Raw genomic sequence first — 19,016 nt, forward strand, 5'->3', positions numbered from 1 at the left:
AAGCCGTCTTCGCCACCGTTCGTTACGGTAGTCGTAGTAGCTACTACTGCGCCGTCAACCAGCAGGTTAACAGTGACATCGTTGATACCTTCTTCGTCAGCGTCTTGCTGACCGTCAGCATTCTTATCGAGCCATACGTAGTCGCCAAGGCTGGCTTCTTCATAGATACCAGCGTCAATCGTAGGATTGTTCTCGCCAGACTCCAGTACAACTGCGTCAGACTGACCAGTCGTGATGTTGGCATCACTGTCGGTAGCGTCGTCACCTTCGTCCTCTGGGCTGAACTCATTGCCATCAGGGGCAACAAACTCAACAATATATGGTGTACCAGGTGTAAGCTCATCGAACTCGTAGTAGCCAGGCGCTCCTGTGTCAGGATTGTCGACCGTTACCGTAGACTCAAGAACGTTACCGTCTTCGTCGAGCAGGTTAACGGTGACACCGTTGACACCTTCTTCGTCAGCATCCTGCTGACCGTCAGCGTCATTGTCAAGGAAGACAAAGTCACCCAAAGAAGCGGTCTCATAGAAACCAGCGTCAATCGTGGGGTTGTTTTCATTAGAACCAAGGACAACCGTCTGGCTCAGGCCAGTGGTACGGTCAGCGTCGCTGTCCGTAGCGTCGTCACCTTCGTCCTGTGGGCTGGCAAGGAAGCCGTCGGGAGCAACAAACTCAACTACGTACTCAACACCTGGCGTAAGGTCAGTGAACTCGTAGAAGCCGTCTTCGCCACCGTTCGTTACGGTAGTCGTAGTAGCTACTACTGCGCCGTCAACCAGCAGGTTAACGGTCACACCGTTGATACCTTCTTCGTCAGCGTCCTGCTGACCGTCAGCATTCTTATCTAACCATACGTAGTCGCCAAGAGAAGCGGTCTCGTAGATACCGGCGTCAATCGTGGGATTGTTCTCGCCAGACTCCAGTACAATTGTGCCAGATTGGCCAGTCGTGCGGTTAGCATCACTGTCAGTAGTATCGTCTCCGGCGTCAACGGGGCTGAATGTTGTTCCATCAGGAGCGATGAACTCAACAACGTATGGTGTACCAGGCGTGAGCTCATCGAACTCGTAGTAGCCGGGCTCGCCCGTGTCAGGATTGTCGGCCGTTATCGTAGACTCAAGAACGTTACCGTCTTCGTCAAGCAGGTTAACGGTTACACCGTTGATACCTTCTTCGTCAGCATCCTGCTGACCGTCGGCGTCGTCGTCAAGGAAGACAAAGTCTCCCAGAGAAGCCGTATTTACCACACCTGCATCAAGTGTCTTATTAGAATCACCAGGGCCAAGCGTTACTTGCTGTGTCATGCCATTCATGCCAGGGTCAGCATCACTGTCCGTGGCGTCGTTGCCGCTATTAGGGTCAGTGAACGCATCGAAGCCAGAAGAGGCAAGGTCAAACTGTACACTGTAAGTACCAGGGAAGAGGTCCGTAAATTCGTACAGACCGCCATTCATCGTAGTAGTAGTTGCAATAACATTGCCGTCTTCATCTTTCAAATTGACCGTAACACCATCTACGCCTGGCTCGTCAGCGGGGTTACCCTGCTGGCCATCACCATCTTGGTCCACAAATACAAAATCACCAAGTTCAGCACACTCAACAACATTGACCAATACGGTTGTAGTATCAGTACAGGTAGTCATTTCAGCGTCTGCAGAAACAAGGAGTGTATACACTTGAGTAGTCGTTGCTGTTTGTTCGAGGGTTTCTCCCAATCCGATGAAGTTCTCATCTGTGGGCTCACCACGGTACCAGATGTAGTTAAGTGTAGCCGTTGGATCCGTTACGGGGGGCTCACTGGAGGAACCATCCAGTACGAAAGTAGACCCTGCGCAATACAGTTCTTCAGCTACTTCAGCACCAGCTGTTGGGTTTTGATCGACATCAATGTCTACACTAATGTCACTAGAAGCACTACAGAGTCCCGTAGCATCACGAACTGTAAGGCGGAAAACTGTATTGAAAAGTGGCTGAACGTCAATTGTTTCTGAATTATTACTTCCTTTAATGGCAGTAGGGTCTCCAGAAATAACCGTCCATGCGAAACTGTTTCCGATAGAGTTTGTACCATCAAGGACAATCGTACCACCTTGGCAAATTGTCATATCCTCACCGGCATCGGCGGTGATTGGCTCACGAATTTCTATGGAAGTCGGCGTTGTGGATGTACATCCTTCAGCGGTAGTTACCGTGAGAATAACAGAGAAGGTTCCTTGTCCAGAGTAAGATACCTGAACGTTGGCTCCCGTTGCGGTCGCAGGTGTAGCAGGACCATCAAATGCCCACGCATAGGTAGCTCCCTGAGTAAGTGATTCTACCGCGAAAGAAATATCTTCATTAGCACAACCAGCTGCTGGTGCACTAATCGAAGAATTTACAGGTTGATTGACCAAAATAGAGCCTGTTGCTGTTCCGACACAACCATTAGCATCCGTAATAGTAACGGTGTATTCAGTGGTAGTCGTTGGAGAGAACACAGCAGTTGCAGCATTTCCGCCGCCATTACTCCAAGCAAAGGTGAAAGGTGCATCTCCTACAGCAGGAACAACCGTAAGGGAACCTTCTTCGCTGTTACAGATCACATCATCCTCAATGGTTCCCGTAGGTTCGGGCTTTACGGTAATGGTTACAGTGTTGGAGTTGTCCGCATTACAATCCGTGCCGTTACAAGTCAAGCGAGCATTGTACTGGTAAGAGCCAGGAGCAAGATTCGTTGGTACGTTGTAGCTATTACCGGTGGCGACGTTAGTCCAAGGACCAGAAGTACCTTCCCGGAAGCGAATAATCACGTCTGTACATTCCAGGCCTCCCGTTGGAGTGGCCGTAAGCAGAGCAGTTTCACCGATACAAAGTGTGTTATCAGCAATTTCGAGCGTTACTTCAGGATCCTCTACAACATTGATAGTAACAACGTTTGAGTTAAGATCGTCACATCCTTCACCACTACAGATATAGCGAGCCCGAATCTGATATGTACCCGGAACGAGATCTGCAGCAGTAGTGTAACCATCTCCTTGGCTAACGAAAGAGCCAAAAGTACCGGAAGTACCGGCACGGATAAACCAGCGAACGTCTTGGCAATCAAGACCACCACTCACCTCACTGGTGAACGAGATGGTACCGCCTTCACAGACGTTATCTCCGTTGGATGAAATGAAGATTTCAGGGTCATCAACAACGGTTACCGTCACTTGGTCTGTTGAAGAACACTCATTAGCATCAGTTACAGTTACGGTGTAAGTCGTAGTGGTAGATGGGCTTACAACCACCTCTGCACCTGCGCCAGCGCCCTGATTCCATGTATAGGTAACCGTACCATTTCCTCCCGTTGCTACAGCAGAAAGCGTTACTGAACCTCCAATACAGATAGAGGCGTCATCGCTAGCCGTAACGGAAGGTCCGTTTTGATCAACAAGATTTACATTACCTGCGTCGATCGGACAGTCAGCAGCGCCCCAACGAACGAATACGTCGTAAGATCCGGCACTCAGATCAGAAATTGTGTACGAACCAATATTATCACCAGAGCTGAAGGGATAAGTAGCACCTCCGTCAATACTGAAAGCGATACTTGTATAGTCAGGATTGTCAACGAAAGAAATAGTAATTGTACCATTATCTTCTCCACAAGTTGGATTCGTAAAGTCGATTTCCGTTACTTCCGGATCATCTTGAATAGTGATGACCTGTGTATCACTGTCTTCACATCCTTCACGAGTTACCGTAAGTGATGCCGTTGCAGTAGCGTTACCATTTTGGGAAGCAGGAAGTGTGTAGGTCACTATGTGAGGTCCGGCTCCGGTAGCGGTAGCGGGTGATGCATATTGACCGAAGTTCCAAGTGTAAGCAGAACCGCTTACTGTTGCAGCGGCGGTAAAGGTTACGGATTCTTCCGTACAGATAGTAGTAGGCGCAACGGTAATATCAGCAACTGGCTGTGGTCTTACCGTAATCCGGCCTGTAGCAGTTGTTGTACAGCCATTTGCGTCCGTTACGGTAACGGTGTAATCCGTGGTTGCTGTAGGAGAGAATGTAGCTGATGCATTGGTGCCTCCGCCGTTACTCCAAGCAAAAGTGAACGGAGCATCACCTACTGTAGTAGTAGCGGTAAGTGTAGCTGGCTCGCCAACACATATAGCTTGGTTCGATACTGTTGCAGCCGGATCCGGCTTAACGGTAATCGTAACAGTATTAGAGTTGTCAGCATTACAATCCGTACCACTACAAGTCAAGCGAGCGTTGTACTGGTAGGTACCTGCAGCAAGATCCGTTGGTATAGCGTAGGTATTACCGGTGGCGACATTTGTCCATGTACCAGAGGTTCCTTCACGGAAGCGAATGATAACATCATCACAATCAAGACCGCCGGAAGGCGTTGCCGTAAGGGTAGCCGTTTCACCAATACAAAGGGTATTATCGTTGATGGCCAGCGTTACTTCAGGGTCTTCAACAACCGTGATCGTAATAGTATTAGAGTTGTCATTATTACAACCTTCTCCGTCACAGATATAGGTAGCACGGACTTGGTAATCACCAGGAGTGAGATCCGTTGCGGTGGTATAAGTATCAGCGTTAGCAACCGTTGCATAAGAACCACCCACCGGGCGGATCTGCCAGCGAACATCGCGGCACTCCAGGCCACCAGAAACTTCACTGTCAAAAGAAATAGCGCCACCTTCACAGATGTCAGTTCCATTGGATGTAATCGTTACCTCCGGATCGGGAACAACGGTTACCGTTACCTGATCGGTAGAAGTACAATTGTTAGCATCCGTTGCAGTTACGGTGTAGGTCGTGGTAGTCGTTGGATTTACAACTACCTGTGCACCTGCGCCAGCGCCCTGATTCCATGTATAGGTAACCGTACCATTCCCTCCGGTTGCGGAAGCGGAAAGCGTTACGGAACCTCCAACACAGATAGAAGCGTCGTTACTAGCAGTAACTACCGGGCCATTCTGGTCAGTCAGGTTAACATTTTCAATGTCTACCGGACAGCTTGCGTCTCCCCAGCGTACAAACAGATCATAAGCACCAGCATCCAGATCTGAAATTGTGTAGGAACCTGCATCATCTGCGGCACCGTAAGGGAAAGTTACTCCTCCATCAACACTGAAGGCAATTCCTGTACGATTAGGATTGTCAACATAGGAAATAGTAATAGTGCCATTGTCTTCACCACAAGTAGGGTTGGTAAAGGTTACGTCGGTCACTTCAGGGTTATCCTTAATAGTGATCGTTTCGGTAGTACTGTCCTCACAACCATTATTAGTAACTGAAAGACTTGCCGTTACATTTACGTTTCCGTTCTGGGCTGCAGGGAGCGTGTAGGTAACAACATGGGGACCAGCACCGGTGGCGGTAGCTGGCGTAGCATTATCTCCAAAGTCCCAAGTGTAGAAAGTTGGTTTGGAGCCTGCATTGAAAGGAGTAGCCGTAAAGGTGACTGTTTCTCCTGAGCAAATGCTGGTGGGTACTGCCGTAATTTCTGCAACCGGCTGGGGCTTAACGTTAATAGTACCTGTAGCGGTATCTGTACAGCCGTTAGCATCGGTAACCGTTACTGTGTAAGTAGTGGTAGCAGCAGGTGTGAAAGAAGCAGAAGCATTATTCCCTCCACCATTTGACCATGCGTAAGTATAAGGAGCTTCACCACCCGTAGCAGAAGCAGTAATTGAACCCATTTCACCTGCACAAATGATGTCATTGGTAGCAGTTACATCGGGTTCAGGGTTAACCGTGAAGGTAACCGTATTTGTGTTTTGAAAATCCGTCCGACAATCACCTTGCGTTTGACGGCGGTATTGAGTTGTGACGGTAATAGTACCGGGATCATAAGTTAAGCCCGTAGCACCGGCAACAATTGTCCAAGGGCCATAGGTTCCCGTTGTAGCGTCGAAAACGCGCATTCTCCAACGAGTAGTCAGGCCTGATCCGGTTGGTACCTGAGTGTTTGAAATGAAAGTGTTAGCATCATCGATTTGGCCACACTCTTCGCCGCCACCTGCAATAAGTCCTGGATCAACAAGCTGGCGCACCGTCACTGTAAACTGATCAGTATCCGTACAGTTATTAGCATCCGTAACCGTTACTCTGTAAGTAGTAGTCGTTTGGGGCTGAACCGTGACAGATTGAGTACTTCCTGCGCCATTGCTCCAAGCATAGGTGAAAGGAGCCGTTCCTCCCGAAACACTAGCTGTTAAGGTAGAATTACTACCGACACAGATATTATCTTCTCCGGTAACATTAGTTGTCGGCGGGTCGCTCACCGTAATGGTAATAACATTAGACTCACCCAGGTAGTAAGTACAACCGTCTCCAACGGGTCTTGCACAACGGATGAAACAAGTGGTTTCCGTGAGGGTGCCGGGATCGAGTGTAGTACTGTTGGAGTTCGGGATTTCAACCCAATCCCCCATATTTCCTATTTCGGGAGGAGTACAATCGCCCGTGGACTTCAACCACAGGTATTCAACGGCTCCGGTAGCACCATTTGAACTACTTGGCAGACTCACCGAAGTAAGCACGTTAGCATCGTAAGGCGAGCATCCCATTTGGTCAGCAGCGATCTCACCACCATCATCGTAGTAAGGCTTTACAAGCACCCGAACGTCATCGGTAGAAGTACAACCATTCGCATCCGTGATCGTAACCCGGTATGTGGTAGTTACTAAAGGACCTGGATTTTTAACCTGACCGTTTCCTAAGCCTTTGTTCCAGCTGTAGGTGTAGGGGGCAAGTCCACCTGCTCCCTGAGCGGAGATTTGAATTTGCTCATAAGGGCAAATCGGGCCACAGTCATCATCATCACCAAATTTAGGAGGCGTATTGCTATTCAACTTAGCGTTGATATCCATTTGAACACCAGCCGTTACGGATACTGAGCCCGTTGGTTGGCTCAAGATTTCGTAGCTCAACCAGGAAGAAAGACCATAGTCCGCCGGATTCAACAGGTGTGCACCGGTTCCTACCTGAAGGTTGGTTCCCATTGGCATAAGCGAAAGCTTCATACCCGCGAGGTCACTCAGACCAGTTGCAGACCCCGTGAACTCGGTGTAGTAGTACCAGTCAGCGTTATCGCTACTGACACAAACACCGAACTTCGGGCTACCCGCAGCTGCGGTTTGTGTTCTGCCATTAAGCACGATGTCCAACTCCATACGGAGGTTGGCATTGTCCGTGTTACGAACCGTCATTTGAAGACGGGCGGCACCATCATTGAACTCCTCGAAGGAGGATCCTCCTTCTACACTCCAGAAGTTGCCAGCAGTTGCTCCGTTGATGAGGCCACTAGCGAAGAAAACTCTGGCGATTTGGTTATTACAACTAGCGCTGCTATTTTGAAATACCTTAGAATTTTGAACATCGCCACAATAAGCAATTACCGCAGGTGCCTCAGTTTGACTGATAACAATATCATCAAAGTCCTTATCACAGTTAGTACCTTCCCAGTGAGCTCTTGGAATGTAAGTACCCGTTGATAGGTTACTAAAAGTATAGGAACCAGCAGCGTTTACAGTAACATCCGTAAAGGAGGTGCCACCGTTGATGCTCAGGCGGAGTACATTGTAAGTACCCGTTGCTTCCGGCTGGTAATTAAAGGTAATGCTACCTTGCTCCGTTCCATCACAAGACTCGTTAGTAGAGGTGATGTTCACCACTGGGTTAGGGCGAATATGTACATCGCGAACGTTGGTCTGCTGCGTGAAAGATGTTTCACAATCACACTTGGCACGACGACGGAACCAGCGAGAGCCAACTCCGAAGGCCCCTGGATTGTAGTTCTGACTGGTTGCACCGGCAATGTTCGTCCAGCTGCCACCAGCTTCCGGCTTAATCTGCCACTGGTATTGCGGAGTTCCACTGCTGCAGGTAGCGGCAGTAGCGACAAAAGTAGGTGGGTCTGCTGTTTCTCCCTCGTCAACACAAGTTACAAAGTGACCGGTAGTAATTGATCCAGGACTGGTTAAAGAACAACAGTAGATCTTACCGTAATCGAATTTACCGTTACAGTAAAGACCTTCATTACTTACAGAGTTACAAGGAGTGTTCGTTGCTGTCGCAGTAGTAGATGTCTGATAAATATCGTCACCTGCTTTGATGTAGTCAATTTTTACGTTCCGGTCACAGCCATTGTTACCATCGTTCACGAAATGAATCTCGACATCGTCACCTGAGGTAAAGTCATTATACGTAAAGGTCTGGTAAGAAGTACTCAGGATGTAAGTAGCCACGGTAACACCGTTTAACCGAAGTTGAATCTGCTCATGACCACAGCTACCATCTGCGCGGATAGCCAGAATACAATCACCGTTGTCTTTAGGACATTCAACGTCAGCATAAGCTAAACCGGCAAGTGTGTAAGATTGGCCGTTCACTGGCTGAAGACCGCCATTTGAAACATTTCGGGTATCTACCTCGACCGTAATGACACTAGCACCACCGGGTACATTAGGTACCGGAAGCTCCAGGATATCAATACAACAAGGACCTCCGGCGGGGCCGAACGTCCAGGTATTAGTAGCGAGTTGCACACCATTAACTTTAGCATTTATTGTTACGTAACGACCATCGAGGGTGATCTCGGAGAAAGGAATTTTGAGGGTCACATCTCTGGTGAGATCGGAAGTAGGAATTGGAATATCCAGTTCCGCAATGCTATTGTAGCCCGTAAGTGCCGTGAAGATGCCCGAACCAGCCTTCTCTACCGTAACGTTCCGAAAAGCAAAAGATGCTAAAGATTGGAAGCCGGAGTTATTGCGGCTGTTATTCGTACACTGTCCGGTTGCCGCCGTGTGGGTTACCGAGCTGACACTCGTTGGAATAAGACCACGGTAGATGTGGAAGCTGCTGTTACCAACGTTTTGCACGTTGGCCTTAGAGACCAGGTAGTTTTGACCGTTGCTGGCCGTAACGTAAGTATCCTGGCCCGGGTTAGCACCTTTATATACCACCTCAACGACTACCTGATAGACATTGCCACTGGAAGGAATATTGGTAATGGCCTGCGGGCTGGCACTACAGTCTACGTCACTGGCGTAAGAATCAACCGTTTTGCCATCACCACAATCAGCGATGAAGCTGGCGGGAGGAGTACCTCCGTTGATAACGGTTCCTTTGTCCTGAAAACAAACCAGATCAACCCAGCCGTTATCGTTCGTATGACTATCGCGGTAGAAGAAAACTTCAACCGAAGAAGTTCCCGCCGGTGTGAAGCCGTCGAACTGGTAAAGGTTATATCCAGAGTTACGAGCAACGTGTTGCGTTGTCTCGCTGATCTGAGAGCCATCTGCTCTTCTGAACTTTACACCCGCATAGTAAGTACCGGCAGAAGAGTGATTTTTCGCATAAGCTGAAAAACAAAATTCCCGGTGAGACCCGATGCTGAATGTTTGAGAAGCATAAGAGCCAGGAACATCAAGTTTCATAGCTCTGGAGCCATTGTAAATATATTCTCCCGCCGTGCCATAAGTAACAACGTAAGCTCCGCTGTTGGTCCACCATCCAGTCGAACCAGATTCAAAACCCCGGTTACTCAATTTATTATTAGAACATCCTGAAGACTTCAGCTCTTCAGCATCCTCATAAGGCGTACCAGAATAATTAAGATCATTATCCTCACCTGTTACCGGAAGATTATCTTTTGAAAACATCAGCGCATTCGGGAACACCTCAACATCTCCCTCCCGGAGCGTTGCTCCTCCCGGAACTGAAATTTTCACATTCTCATATATAGCATTATCGGGGGTTCTTAATTTAGCATATCCCTCGCTATCAATAGCTAATCGTTCAGACACTGAACGCCCGTTAACGGTAGCCGAAAACTCTATAAATGAACCCCTTGAACCATTAGATTCAAAGGAAATATAGCCATCTCTGAGGCCCGGAGCACTCTCCGGCATTACAGTATATTCAAATACAGTAAGCTTTACCTCCTGAGCCTGCACTTGCTCCAGTAATTCTTCAGAAATATTTTCCTGCGCAGATAGAGAAAAGGTAGAAAGTAGCGTTACTACAAACACCAAAAGCAGGCCATAGGCCTGCCGCTGAAGTACAAGATGCTTCATTGTAAATAGATTGAAAGTTGTGTTGTTCTGGTAAAGACCTATGTTGTTCATCTGTTGCGTATAGAGTAGTCTCCGGGGAAGCGAAAACTATTGCATCCGCCTGTTAATCAGGCTTTTGCATAAAAAAATGTGTTGTTCAAAAACTAAAAAAATACAGTCTCCACCGAGGTAGAAACCTGGAATATGGTCTTTTAAGCATTTGCATTGACCGAAGTCTTTGCTAAACAAAGGTACCATATCATCTTGACAACACAAACGCTTTTTCCGTTGAAAAATCAATAGGGACTTCAAAATAAGCCCGTTTGCGCTGCCGTAACTAGGACGTCGGGAAAGCGCCTGCGTCACCAAGAAGGGGAAAAGTTGTCAAAAAAAGTTGTCAAAGCATCCATTAATGGGCATGAACTTAGCTTACAACCTAAACAAACACCACTCAATGGCTAACAACTACCGTTCCCTAAACAAAACACATATTTTTTTTCCACCTTTATTGATAGCCTCTTGCCTGAAGATTGAAAAGTTCTGCGTATCGCCCACCTAATTCTATCAATTCCTCGTGAGACCCCATCTCGAGTCGCTTTCCAAATTCCAGGAACAGAATAACATCTGCCATCCGTACTGTAGAGAAGCGGTGGCTGATCAAGACGGCAGACTTACCCGAAATCAGTTCCGTAAATCGCTGAAAAACTTCATACTCAGCTCGGGCATCTAAGGCCGAGGTTGGCTCATCCAAAATGAGTAGTTGAGCGTCTCTCATGTAGGCGCGGGCGAGGGCTATTTTTTGCCACTGCCCGCCACTCAAATCCATGGCTCCGGCAAAGCGGCGCCCCAGTAACTGATCATACTTTTCGGGCAGGCCGTCAATCACTTCAGCGGCCAGTGACTTGACGGCGCTCTCTTCGATTCGGGCAGCCTCTTCCAACTCTTCAATCCGGCCAACGGCAATGTTCTCCCTGGCCGTTAACTGGTAGCGAAAGAAGTCCTGAAATATTACCCCGACATTGTCTCTCAATTCCGCTAATCGGTATTCTTTTAAGTCTCGGCCATCCAGGAGAATTCGTCCGGAGGTTGGTTCATATAATCGCGCCAGGAGTTTCACCAGAGTCGTTTTTCCCGCTCCGTTTTCCCCCACGAGGGCGAGCTTAGTGCCTGCGGGCAACTCAAAGCTGAGATCCTCAATGGCAAATTTTTCCGCCCCGGGATAGCGGAAGCTAACGTTTTCAAAGACCCATCCCTTTTTAATTTTGGCAGGAAAAGGTATCGCATCAGAACGATCCGCAATTCCTGGTCTGATTTTCAGAAAGTCGAAAAGGTCTTGCAGGTAAAGTGCATTTTCCCCGATGGTGGCTACTCTTGACAGAATGGTCTGTAGCCCCTGCTGCATCCTCCGGAACGCCCCCGCGAGGAAGGTCAGTGTACCTACAGAAATCTGCCCGTTGATCGTTTGCAGAATGATGAGTACGTAAGCACCGTAATAGGTCAGGGAGCTGATGCCGCCGAAGAAAGCCCCCCACCCTGCCCGACGAATGCTAAGGTTCCGGTTAAGGTAATAGTACTTCATGGAGAGCTCCTCAAAGCGATCGGTAATGAAATTTGCCAACCCGAAAATCTTCACCTCTTTAGCCGTAACGTCACTCGCACCGATGAATCGCAGGTAGTCCAGTTCTCTGCGTTCCGGAGTCCAGCTGCGGGTGAGGCTATACTTTTGCTGGTTGAAGTAATTCTCCTGAATGAAGCTGGGCAGGACGGCCAGCACCAACAATAGAATAAGCCAGGGGTTGAAAGCGATCACACTGACGCCGAGCACCAGCAGGGTAATCAGGCTCTGAAACTGAGCCAGCAGTTGGGAGAGCAGGATTGACCGGCGACTAGTGGACTGCCGGGCTCTTTCGAGCTTATCATAAAAATCTGCATCTTCAAATTGATAGAGATCCAGTGTTGCGGCATGCCGCATTATTTCTACGCTGGTAGTATTGGAGATCAGGTCCGTTAGTAAGCCGTCGACCAATGAAATGCCCCTCGAAAGCAAATCCGAGGCCAGAGCCAGCCCGAATTCTAAAGCGACCATCTGCCACAGGAAGGTTGTATCTCCGGAGCCTTCGAGCAGTAACAGCACCTCGTCAATAATGAGCTTTCCCACGTAAAGGATTGCCGTAGGCAAGGCCGCCTGGAGGATCCGCAAGACAACGTTGGTCAGCGTCAGTTGCGGGCTCGTCCGCCAGATCAATTGTAAAAAAAGCGGCACGTTCTTGAGTGCAGCCAATTGATCCCGCCAGCCCTTCTTCTCTTCCTTTGCTCTTTTAGCTCTACTTTTTGCCATAGACAAACTGTAACGCCCGGGAGTATAAACTGTTCTTAGGCAAAAGTCATCCGGCCAGCTTCCCCTTGCACCTGCGGCTGCGCCAAAAATCTTTTAGTAGCCTACCGGGCGCGGCCGCAGGTGCGGTGAAAGCTACTGAAGCAGGGTGCCGTAAACACAAAGACCCGGCCCTCCATGCGGAGAACCGGGTCTTTAAGGTTAACGTGCGTCTTAAGCTGGCCCGAAATTACTTCTTAGCCAACAAGTCGCGGATTTCTGCGAGCAGGTCAGTCTCAGAAGGTCCGGCTGGAGCTTCTTCCACTTCTGGCTCTGCAGTCATCTTATTGTAGGTCCGGACAACCATGAAGACCACGAAAGCGATAATGAGGAAATCAATGATCGTCTGAATGAATTTACCGTACCGGATAGCAGCTCCTTCAGTAACGGTTCCGTCAGCGCCAACAACGTCTGGCGAAAGGGCGTACTTCAGTTCGTTGAAGTCAACGCCTCCCATCGCCTGCCCGATGGGCGGCATCAAAACATCGTTTGTGAAAGAAGCAACAATGGCACCGAAAGCTCCGGCGATGATAACCGCCACGGCCAGTTCGAGCACGTTGCCCTTCATGATAAACTCCTTAAATTCCTGTAACATCTGCAGTAAGTTGTGCACCACTAAGCGAGTGATGCGGGTGAGTAGTAAGCGGCTCAAATATAGAGTACCTACCTATAACTATGTCAAGATGGACTTAAAGATAGGACTTATCGGCAAAAAACGGGCGTTAAAACAACTATCTGAGGCGATCAGCACTTCGGACTAATTTCTCATCACTCTTAATGTAGTGACTGGCCAGAATAGCAAACACCATGGCCAACACCGGAAAAGCCACTCCAAAATCGGGTAAAGCCATGCTTGCGGCACTATCCGTGAAGAGTCGGACGAGGCCATAACCCACCCCTACGCCGAGCGCTACTGCTCCGGCAATATTAATCTTCATCTGCAGCTTCCGGTTCTTAAAAAGAAAGATGTTCGCCAGGAAGAGTACCCCCGCCAGGGCAAAGGCCCCCATCAGGACAGGATCGTCAAACAGATCGAAGCTCGCATCCTGGAACAGTGCACTATCAGCAACGGGCTGAGGGGTGTCCGCCATGTCTGCGCCGAAGAGGCCGAAACAGGAACCGGAGGCCAGAAAGAGAAAGATGGATTGAATTCTTTGGATCATGATTGGACTTTTAATCGAGGGCGAAGATAGAGGTAGTAAGACAACTTGCCCGCTATGTGTGTATATCAAATTGTACAAACAGCCTAAAAATAGCCTCTCGACTTTGTCCTCCACAGGATCGGGCTCTGCTCGGGGGGCGGCGGGTCAGAACGAGCCCGCCAACAAAAACGAATGCCCGTTCACCGGGAGGAGAACGGGCACTCATTTGAAGCTGTATATATAAGGTATAGCTTAGAATTTCACCATCTCCGTCATCCGGGCCTGGGCGCCCTGGGCGCGGGTGGTCTCCCGAATGAGTTGGAAGTACTCGTAGTTCTCTTCGCCGAGCTGGTCTTTGAGAGCGGCGTTGCCAAAGCCCTTGGCGGCATCCTCTCCGAGCAGGTCTTCGATCAGCTGCTCCAGCGGCGGCTTGATCCTGGGATAGTGCCCCACGCTGTAGTCGTCCGATTCCAGCGAGGCCAGATTAGCGGCACTGCGGATGGCTTCGTCCAGCCCGCCCAGACGATCCACGAGACCGATTTCAATGGCCCGTTCTCCGGTGTAGACTCTGCCGCCGGCAATTTCCTTTACCGTACCTAGTGGAATATCTCTTCCATCAGCCACCCGCTGCAAGAAAGTATTATAGATCATTTCCGTCCGGGCCTTCAGTACCGTGCGCTCTTCGTCGCCCAGCCCCCGGAAGGTACTGAAGGCATTGGAGTTGCGGGCAGTATTAACCGTATCGAAGTTGATCCCGATTTTATCGTTCATCAATTCCTTCACGATGGGGAACATCATGAAGACCCCGATGGAGCCGGTAATGGTGGTGGGTTCGGCGAAGATCGAGTCAGCACCTGCGGCCACGTAGTAGCCGCCACTGGCAGCATAATCGCCCATGCTCACCACGAATGGTTTGCCGGCGGCCTTGAGTTGCTCCGCCGCATACCAGATGTTTTCGGAACTACTGGCACTGCCACCGCCACTGTTTACGCGGAGTACGACGGCTTTCACGTCGTCGTCTTCCGTTAGTCGTTCAATTTCATCGACGTATTTCTTGTCACCGATAGCACCGAGGTCTCCCTTACCGTCAACGATGGAACCTTCGGCAATGAGTACTGCTACTTCGCTGCTGCCGCCGCCTTTGAGTTTCTTCATGCGGGCCTCGAAGTAATCCTGCAGGTCAATGGTCTTCAGCTTCTGGTCCATGTCAAAGCCGACTAATTCGTGCAGTCGGGCATCTACTTCGGTCCGGCGCTTAATGCCGTCAATCAGGCCGGCCTCTACTGCTGCCTGGTCTTTCCAGCCGGTGATTTCATCGGCGTAGGTTCTCAATTGTGCGGGATCAATGTTACGGCTGGCCCCAATGTCCTGCAACATATACTTCATCAGCCCTTCGAGGTACTGGCGGGTTTGAACCCGGTTATTATCGCTGATTTCTGTCCGGCGGTAAGGCTCCGTTGCACTCTTGAAATCTCCGGCGTAGAAAATTTCAAACTTGATGCCAACCTTGTCGAGCATGTTCTTGTAAAAAGGAATCTCAGCTCCCAGGCCTCTGAAGTCAACTGCTCCCAGTGGCCCCATGTACACTTCATCGGCAGCACTGGCGAGATAGTAGGCCCGCTGTTCGTAGAGCGGAGCATAGCTAACCACAAACTTTCCTGACTCCCGGAAGTCTTCCAGCGCCTGACGCACCGTCCGTAAGCTAGTATAGGCCACCCCGTTGGTCATGCTGCTCAGGTAGATGCCTTTGATGTTGTCGTCCGTCTTTGCTTTTTCGATGGAACGAACCACGTCGTGCAGCCCCACTACTTCGTCGGTATCAAAATCGAAGCCAAAACCTCCGTCAAGTGGCGCATTGCCCGTCAATTCCGGCACCGAGGCCAGATCAAGGGTAAGAATAGAGTTGGCCTCCACCTTTGGCTTCTGCTCTCCGGAGCTGGCCAGGCCAACAATAGCCGAAAAGCCAATGAAGAACATTGCGATCAGTGCGATGGCAGTACCCAGGCAGGAGCCCAGCAGGATTTTAAAAAAGTTAGACATCTATTCTTGAATTACCAGTCTTGAGATTTCGGAGCCTGATCAGCTTTTACCCATCAGACCTAATACGACACAAATAACGTGTGCCCACCCGAGATGTTAGGCCCTTTTCGATGAACGTCGTGTTTTTATAGCCGAAAGAAGGACTGTGGAGCGATTATCTTTGCCGCTCACGTAATAATGTGCTTCTGTATGCCCCGCTCCGCACGCGACTTGTCCATCGCTGACTTCACTTACGACTTACCCGATGAGCGTATTGCCCGCCATCCCGTTGCCCGGCGGGAGGAGGCCAGGCAGTTGGTCTATCGGGACGGAAAAATCACGGAGGGAATTTTTCGTGACCTGCCGGAACGTCTGCCAGCGGGCACCTTGCTGATTGGCAACCGGACGCGGGTCATCCACGCGCGCTTACACTTCCCGATTGGGGAAGGAAAGCGGCCGGTGGAAATATTTTGCCTTGATCCCCTGCAGCCAGTGGAGTACGCCATGTCATTGGGGGCGCAAACGCAGGTGCAATGGAAGTGCCTCATCGGCGGCAACCGCCGCTGGAAGAGTGGAGTTGCCGACCTGGAGGTGGAAGTTAACGGCCAACAGATCACCCTCACCGCCGAGCGGGGCAAACAGCGGGGGAACTCTTTCGATGTATACTTTAGCTGGACTCCGGAAGGGGAACTAACCTTCGGCGAGGTACTCGCTGCGGCGGGCAGCATCCCGCTGCCCCCCTACCTGGGTCGCCAGACGGAAGCCGCCGATCAGGACCGCTACCAGACGGTCTTCGCCAAAACAGAAGGCTCCGTCGCCGCCCCAACGGCCGGCCTGCACTTCACCCCCGAAACCCTGGCCGCCCTGCAAAAACGAGGCATCGACTGGGAGGAGGTAACCCTCCACGTAGGAGCAGGCACCTTCAAGCCCGTCTCCTCCCCCACCCTGGGCGGGCACGAGATGCACCGGGAATACTTCGAGATCAACCTCCCGCTGGTGGATCGCATCTGTCAGCAACTGGCAGCCGGTAAGCCCATCGTTTGTGTAGGGACGACCAGCTTGCGCTGCGTAGAGAGTTTGTTTTACGTCGCTAACGGAGCAGATCAGCCTGATGGCTTCAACACCCACATCGGGCAATGGGCTGCAGAAGAAGCTGACTTCCCGGAAAAAACAGCCCTGGCCCGGCTGGAGTGCCTTCGTGATCTCATGGTCCTTAGCGGAAATCACGAACTCAATGGTTACACCAGTATCCTGCTTTCCCCCGCCAGCGATATCCGGATTGCGGATGGACTGATTACTAATTTCCACCAGCCCAACTCGACCTTACTATTGCTCGTCGCCGCTTTTGTCGGTGATGACTGGAAGCGGATCTACGACTATGCGCTGGAAAATGACTTTCGCTTTCTAAGCTACGGAGATTCCAGTTTGCTTTGGAAACGGTAGAATTATCATTTCAGCTTTAGCCGATGATCATGTGCTCCGGGGGCAAAGTTGCTGTAAAAGACCTTGGTTCCGTCAGCTTTGCTGCCCCACTCCACTTCTACCCTGCCGTCTCCTAATACAATGTCCGTCAGTTTTGCCCTCATCTTTTCGGCAATCTTCCGGTAGCTCTTATGATAGGCGAGGTTGTTTTTTTCTTTGGGGTCTTCAACGGTATTATACAGGGCTGCATCCAGGTCTTCATAGGATGCCTTAAGCGCCCAGTCCAGATCTTTACCACGTATTTTATCGGGCCGTGTTTGCATAGAAAACACGTACTCTTTCGTCCGTAAGTAAGCCCGGGGCCCGATTACAGCGTGGCTTTCCCCCACCACGTAATCCCGGGCCGGTATTTCTTCAGCGGCCACCTTCGCCATATCCAGTCCATCCAGGTAACTAAAAGCTTCCGCTTCAATGTCAGCTCCCGCAGCACTAAGGATGGTTGGGGCAATATCAACGAACTCAGTGTAATCCGTGACTACTTTCCCGGCAGGAAAGGCATGCTTATCGGAGGAAACAATAACAATCGGATTATGGCTATCGACTTCCCAGGTAGTGAACTTTGAGACGGCACCATGATCATTGAGTTTCCAGCCATGATCACCGCAGACGTACACAATCATCCAGGGCTGTTGGTGTTTTTCGCTGTAAGCGATAAAATCATCGGTTGCCTGCCCGACCAGTTGGTCTCCGTAGGCACAAAAGGCATAGTAGTCCTGAATCATCTTCTGTTTTTCCTCATCGGAAAAATGATCACTGGATTTCGCCTTTATTTGTTTCTGTAATTGCTGGGGCATGCCTTCAAGTTCCTTTGCATCAAAGGCCGGCACCTGATAGGTGTGTTGCTGAAAACGCGCCCGGTAGTTCGCCGGTGGTAACACGGGCGTATGAGGAAAATCAAAGCCAATGTGCGCAAATACAGGTTGAGTGGGGTCAACCCCCTTAAAGCTTCGGCTGCCAGCGGAGAATTCAGTATTCTCCTGTTTTAAGTACTCCGATAAAAAATGGGTGTAGTAGCCATCACGGGTTTTACCGGCGGGTTGAGAGCTTACGCCAGAAATGATCATCCCCTTACTGGCTGATTTTGCCTGGCCTTCATTATAGTGCCGGAGAAGGTCGTAGTCTTCTGTGGCTTTCTCCGCTGCCCCTTTATGCTGCTCGAGTTCATCCGATAGATAGCTGAATTCCCCTTCAGGGGAGACGATATACTCCAGGTTTTTTATCGGTGCGGCCAGTTTCTTGCCGTCCATTTCATAGAACCAATCTTTCCCCCAGTCCGTAAGCCCGTCTTTTCCCAGTTTTTTGAAACCAATATCCGTCTGAAAAACCGGATGCGCTACTGCCCGGCCATCCTTTATTGTTTTGATCCGGAAGCCGAGTTTGCCCACGTGCATTGTCTGATAACCTAATTCAGCCATCTGCTCTGGCAGAGAGGGTTTGCAGTGCTCGGCATTATTATTATGGTATTCAAACTCATACACACCAGACCGGAAGGGATACCGTCCGTACATCATGGAGGCACGGGAAGGTGCACAACCTGTTGCCTGGCAGTAAGTATTAATAAAAGTAGTGCCTTTAGCCACCAGCTCATCCACCCGGGGAGATTCGACATAGCCCAGCTCGCTGCTATCCCGGCCATGGAGAATCTGATTAAAAGCACGAACGGCGTCATAGCGCTGATCATCAGTAAGCACCCATAAAACATTTGGCTTTTGCTGGGCGAAAACAGCAGTACTGAACAGTAAGGCGGCTAATAAAAGCACCCCTGAAGTAGTCTTGGCAATCATACCGTAAAAGTAGCTGAACGGCCATCAGCTTTCCGTACGGGGGAAGGTGTAAGCCTACCTCATTCTGTTCAAAACCTAACAGTCTTATTTCGTTACAGTGGTTATTCAGGGTTTTATGCAAAACCCGTTAATTGCACATTGCTCCCGACAAGTAAATATTGCACCTGCGTCT

Annotated in this window: 7 protein-coding genes; 1 reads left to right on the plus strand and 6 read right to left on the minus strand. The window is 50.0% G+C overall.

Annotation, left to right across the window (positions count from 1 at the left end; genetic code table 11):
* From BM123_RS22685 to sppA, 5 genes are all read right to left on the minus strand, one after another.
* A partial coding sequence (locus BM123_RS22685) for an SdrD B-like domain-containing protein (protein WP_090173259.1) occupies positions 1–10,064 on the minus strand: 10,064 nt, incomplete at its 3' end.
* Positions 10,065–10,548: 484 nt separating this feature from the next.
* The gene (locus BM123_RS22690) at positions 10,549–12,381 is read right to left on the minus strand and encodes an ABC transporter ATP-binding protein (protein ID WP_090173262.1); all 1,833 of its coding nucleotides are present in this window, start codon (positions 12,379–12,381) and stop codon (positions 10,549–10,551) included.
* Positions 12,382–12,607: 226 nt separating this feature from the next.
* Positions 12,608–13,069, minus strand: a complete 462-nt coding sequence (gene mscL / locus BM123_RS22695; protein WP_245748661.1) for a large-conductance mechanosensitive channel protein MscL — start codon at positions 13,067–13,069, stop codon at positions 12,608–12,610.
* Between the two features lie 79 nt (positions 13,070–13,148).
* Positions 13,149–13,580 (minus strand): DUF4293 domain-containing protein, encoded by a 432-nt coding sequence (locus BM123_RS22700; RefSeq protein WP_090173266.1) that lies wholly within the window; start codon positions 13,578–13,580, stop codon positions 13,149–13,151.
* 231 nt (positions 13,581–13,811) lie between these two features.
* Positions 13,812–15,599 carry a signal peptide peptidase SppA gene (gene sppA, locus BM123_RS22705; RefSeq protein WP_090173268.1) on the minus strand — a complete coding sequence of 596 codons (1,788 nt, stop codon included), beginning with the start codon at positions 15,597–15,599 and terminating at the stop codon, positions 13,812–13,814.
* Positions 15,600–15,788: 189 nt separating this feature from the next.
* Here sppA and BM123_RS22710 point away from each other — a divergent pair, with 189 nt between their 5' ends.
* Positions 15,789–17,021 (plus strand): S-adenosylmethionine:tRNA ribosyltransferase-isomerase, encoded by a 1,233-nt coding sequence (locus BM123_RS22710; RefSeq protein WP_090173271.1) that lies wholly within the window; start codon positions 15,789–15,791, stop codon positions 17,019–17,021.
* 5 nt (positions 17,022–17,026) lie between these two features.
* On the opposite strand, the gene BM123_RS22715 is transcribed toward BM123_RS22710, so the two are convergent.
* Positions 17,027–18,844: a sulfatase-like hydrolase/transferase gene (locus tag BM123_RS22715; RefSeq protein WP_090173273.1), complete on the minus strand. Its 1,818-nt coding sequence runs from the start codon at positions 18,842–18,844 to the stop codon at positions 17,027–17,029.
* Between the last annotated feature and the right edge of the window lie 172 nt (positions 18,845–19,016).

The sequence above is a fragment of the Neolewinella agarilytica genome (assembly GCF_900110645.1).
In the GTDB taxonomy this organism is placed as follows: domain Bacteria; phylum Bacteroidota; class Bacteroidia; order Chitinophagales; family Saprospiraceae; genus Neolewinella; species Neolewinella agarilytica.

What these genes read in the sequence shown, in the direction of transcription:
- BM123_RS22700 (WP_090173266.1), bottom strand. Translation starts at nt 13,580, where the DNA reads ATGATCCAAAGAATTCAATCCATCTTTCTCTTTCTGGCCTCCGGTTCC.
- BM123_RS22715 (WP_090173273.1), bottom strand. Translation starts at nt 18,844, where the DNA reads ATGATTGCCAAGACTACTTCAGGGGTGCTTTTATTAGCCGCCTTACTG.
- BM123_RS22690 (WP_090173262.1), bottom strand. Translation starts at nt 12,381, where the DNA reads ATGGCAAAAAGTAGAGCTAAAAGAGCAAAGGAAGAGAAGAAGGGCTGG.
- sppA (WP_090173268.1), bottom strand. Translation starts at nt 15,599, where the DNA reads ATGTCTAACTTTTTTAAAATCCTGCTGGGCTCCTGCCTGGGTACTGCC.
- BM123_RS22710 (WP_090173271.1), top strand. Translation starts at nt 15,789, where the DNA reads ATGCCCCGCTCCGCACGCGACTTGTCCATCGCTGACTTCACTTACGAC.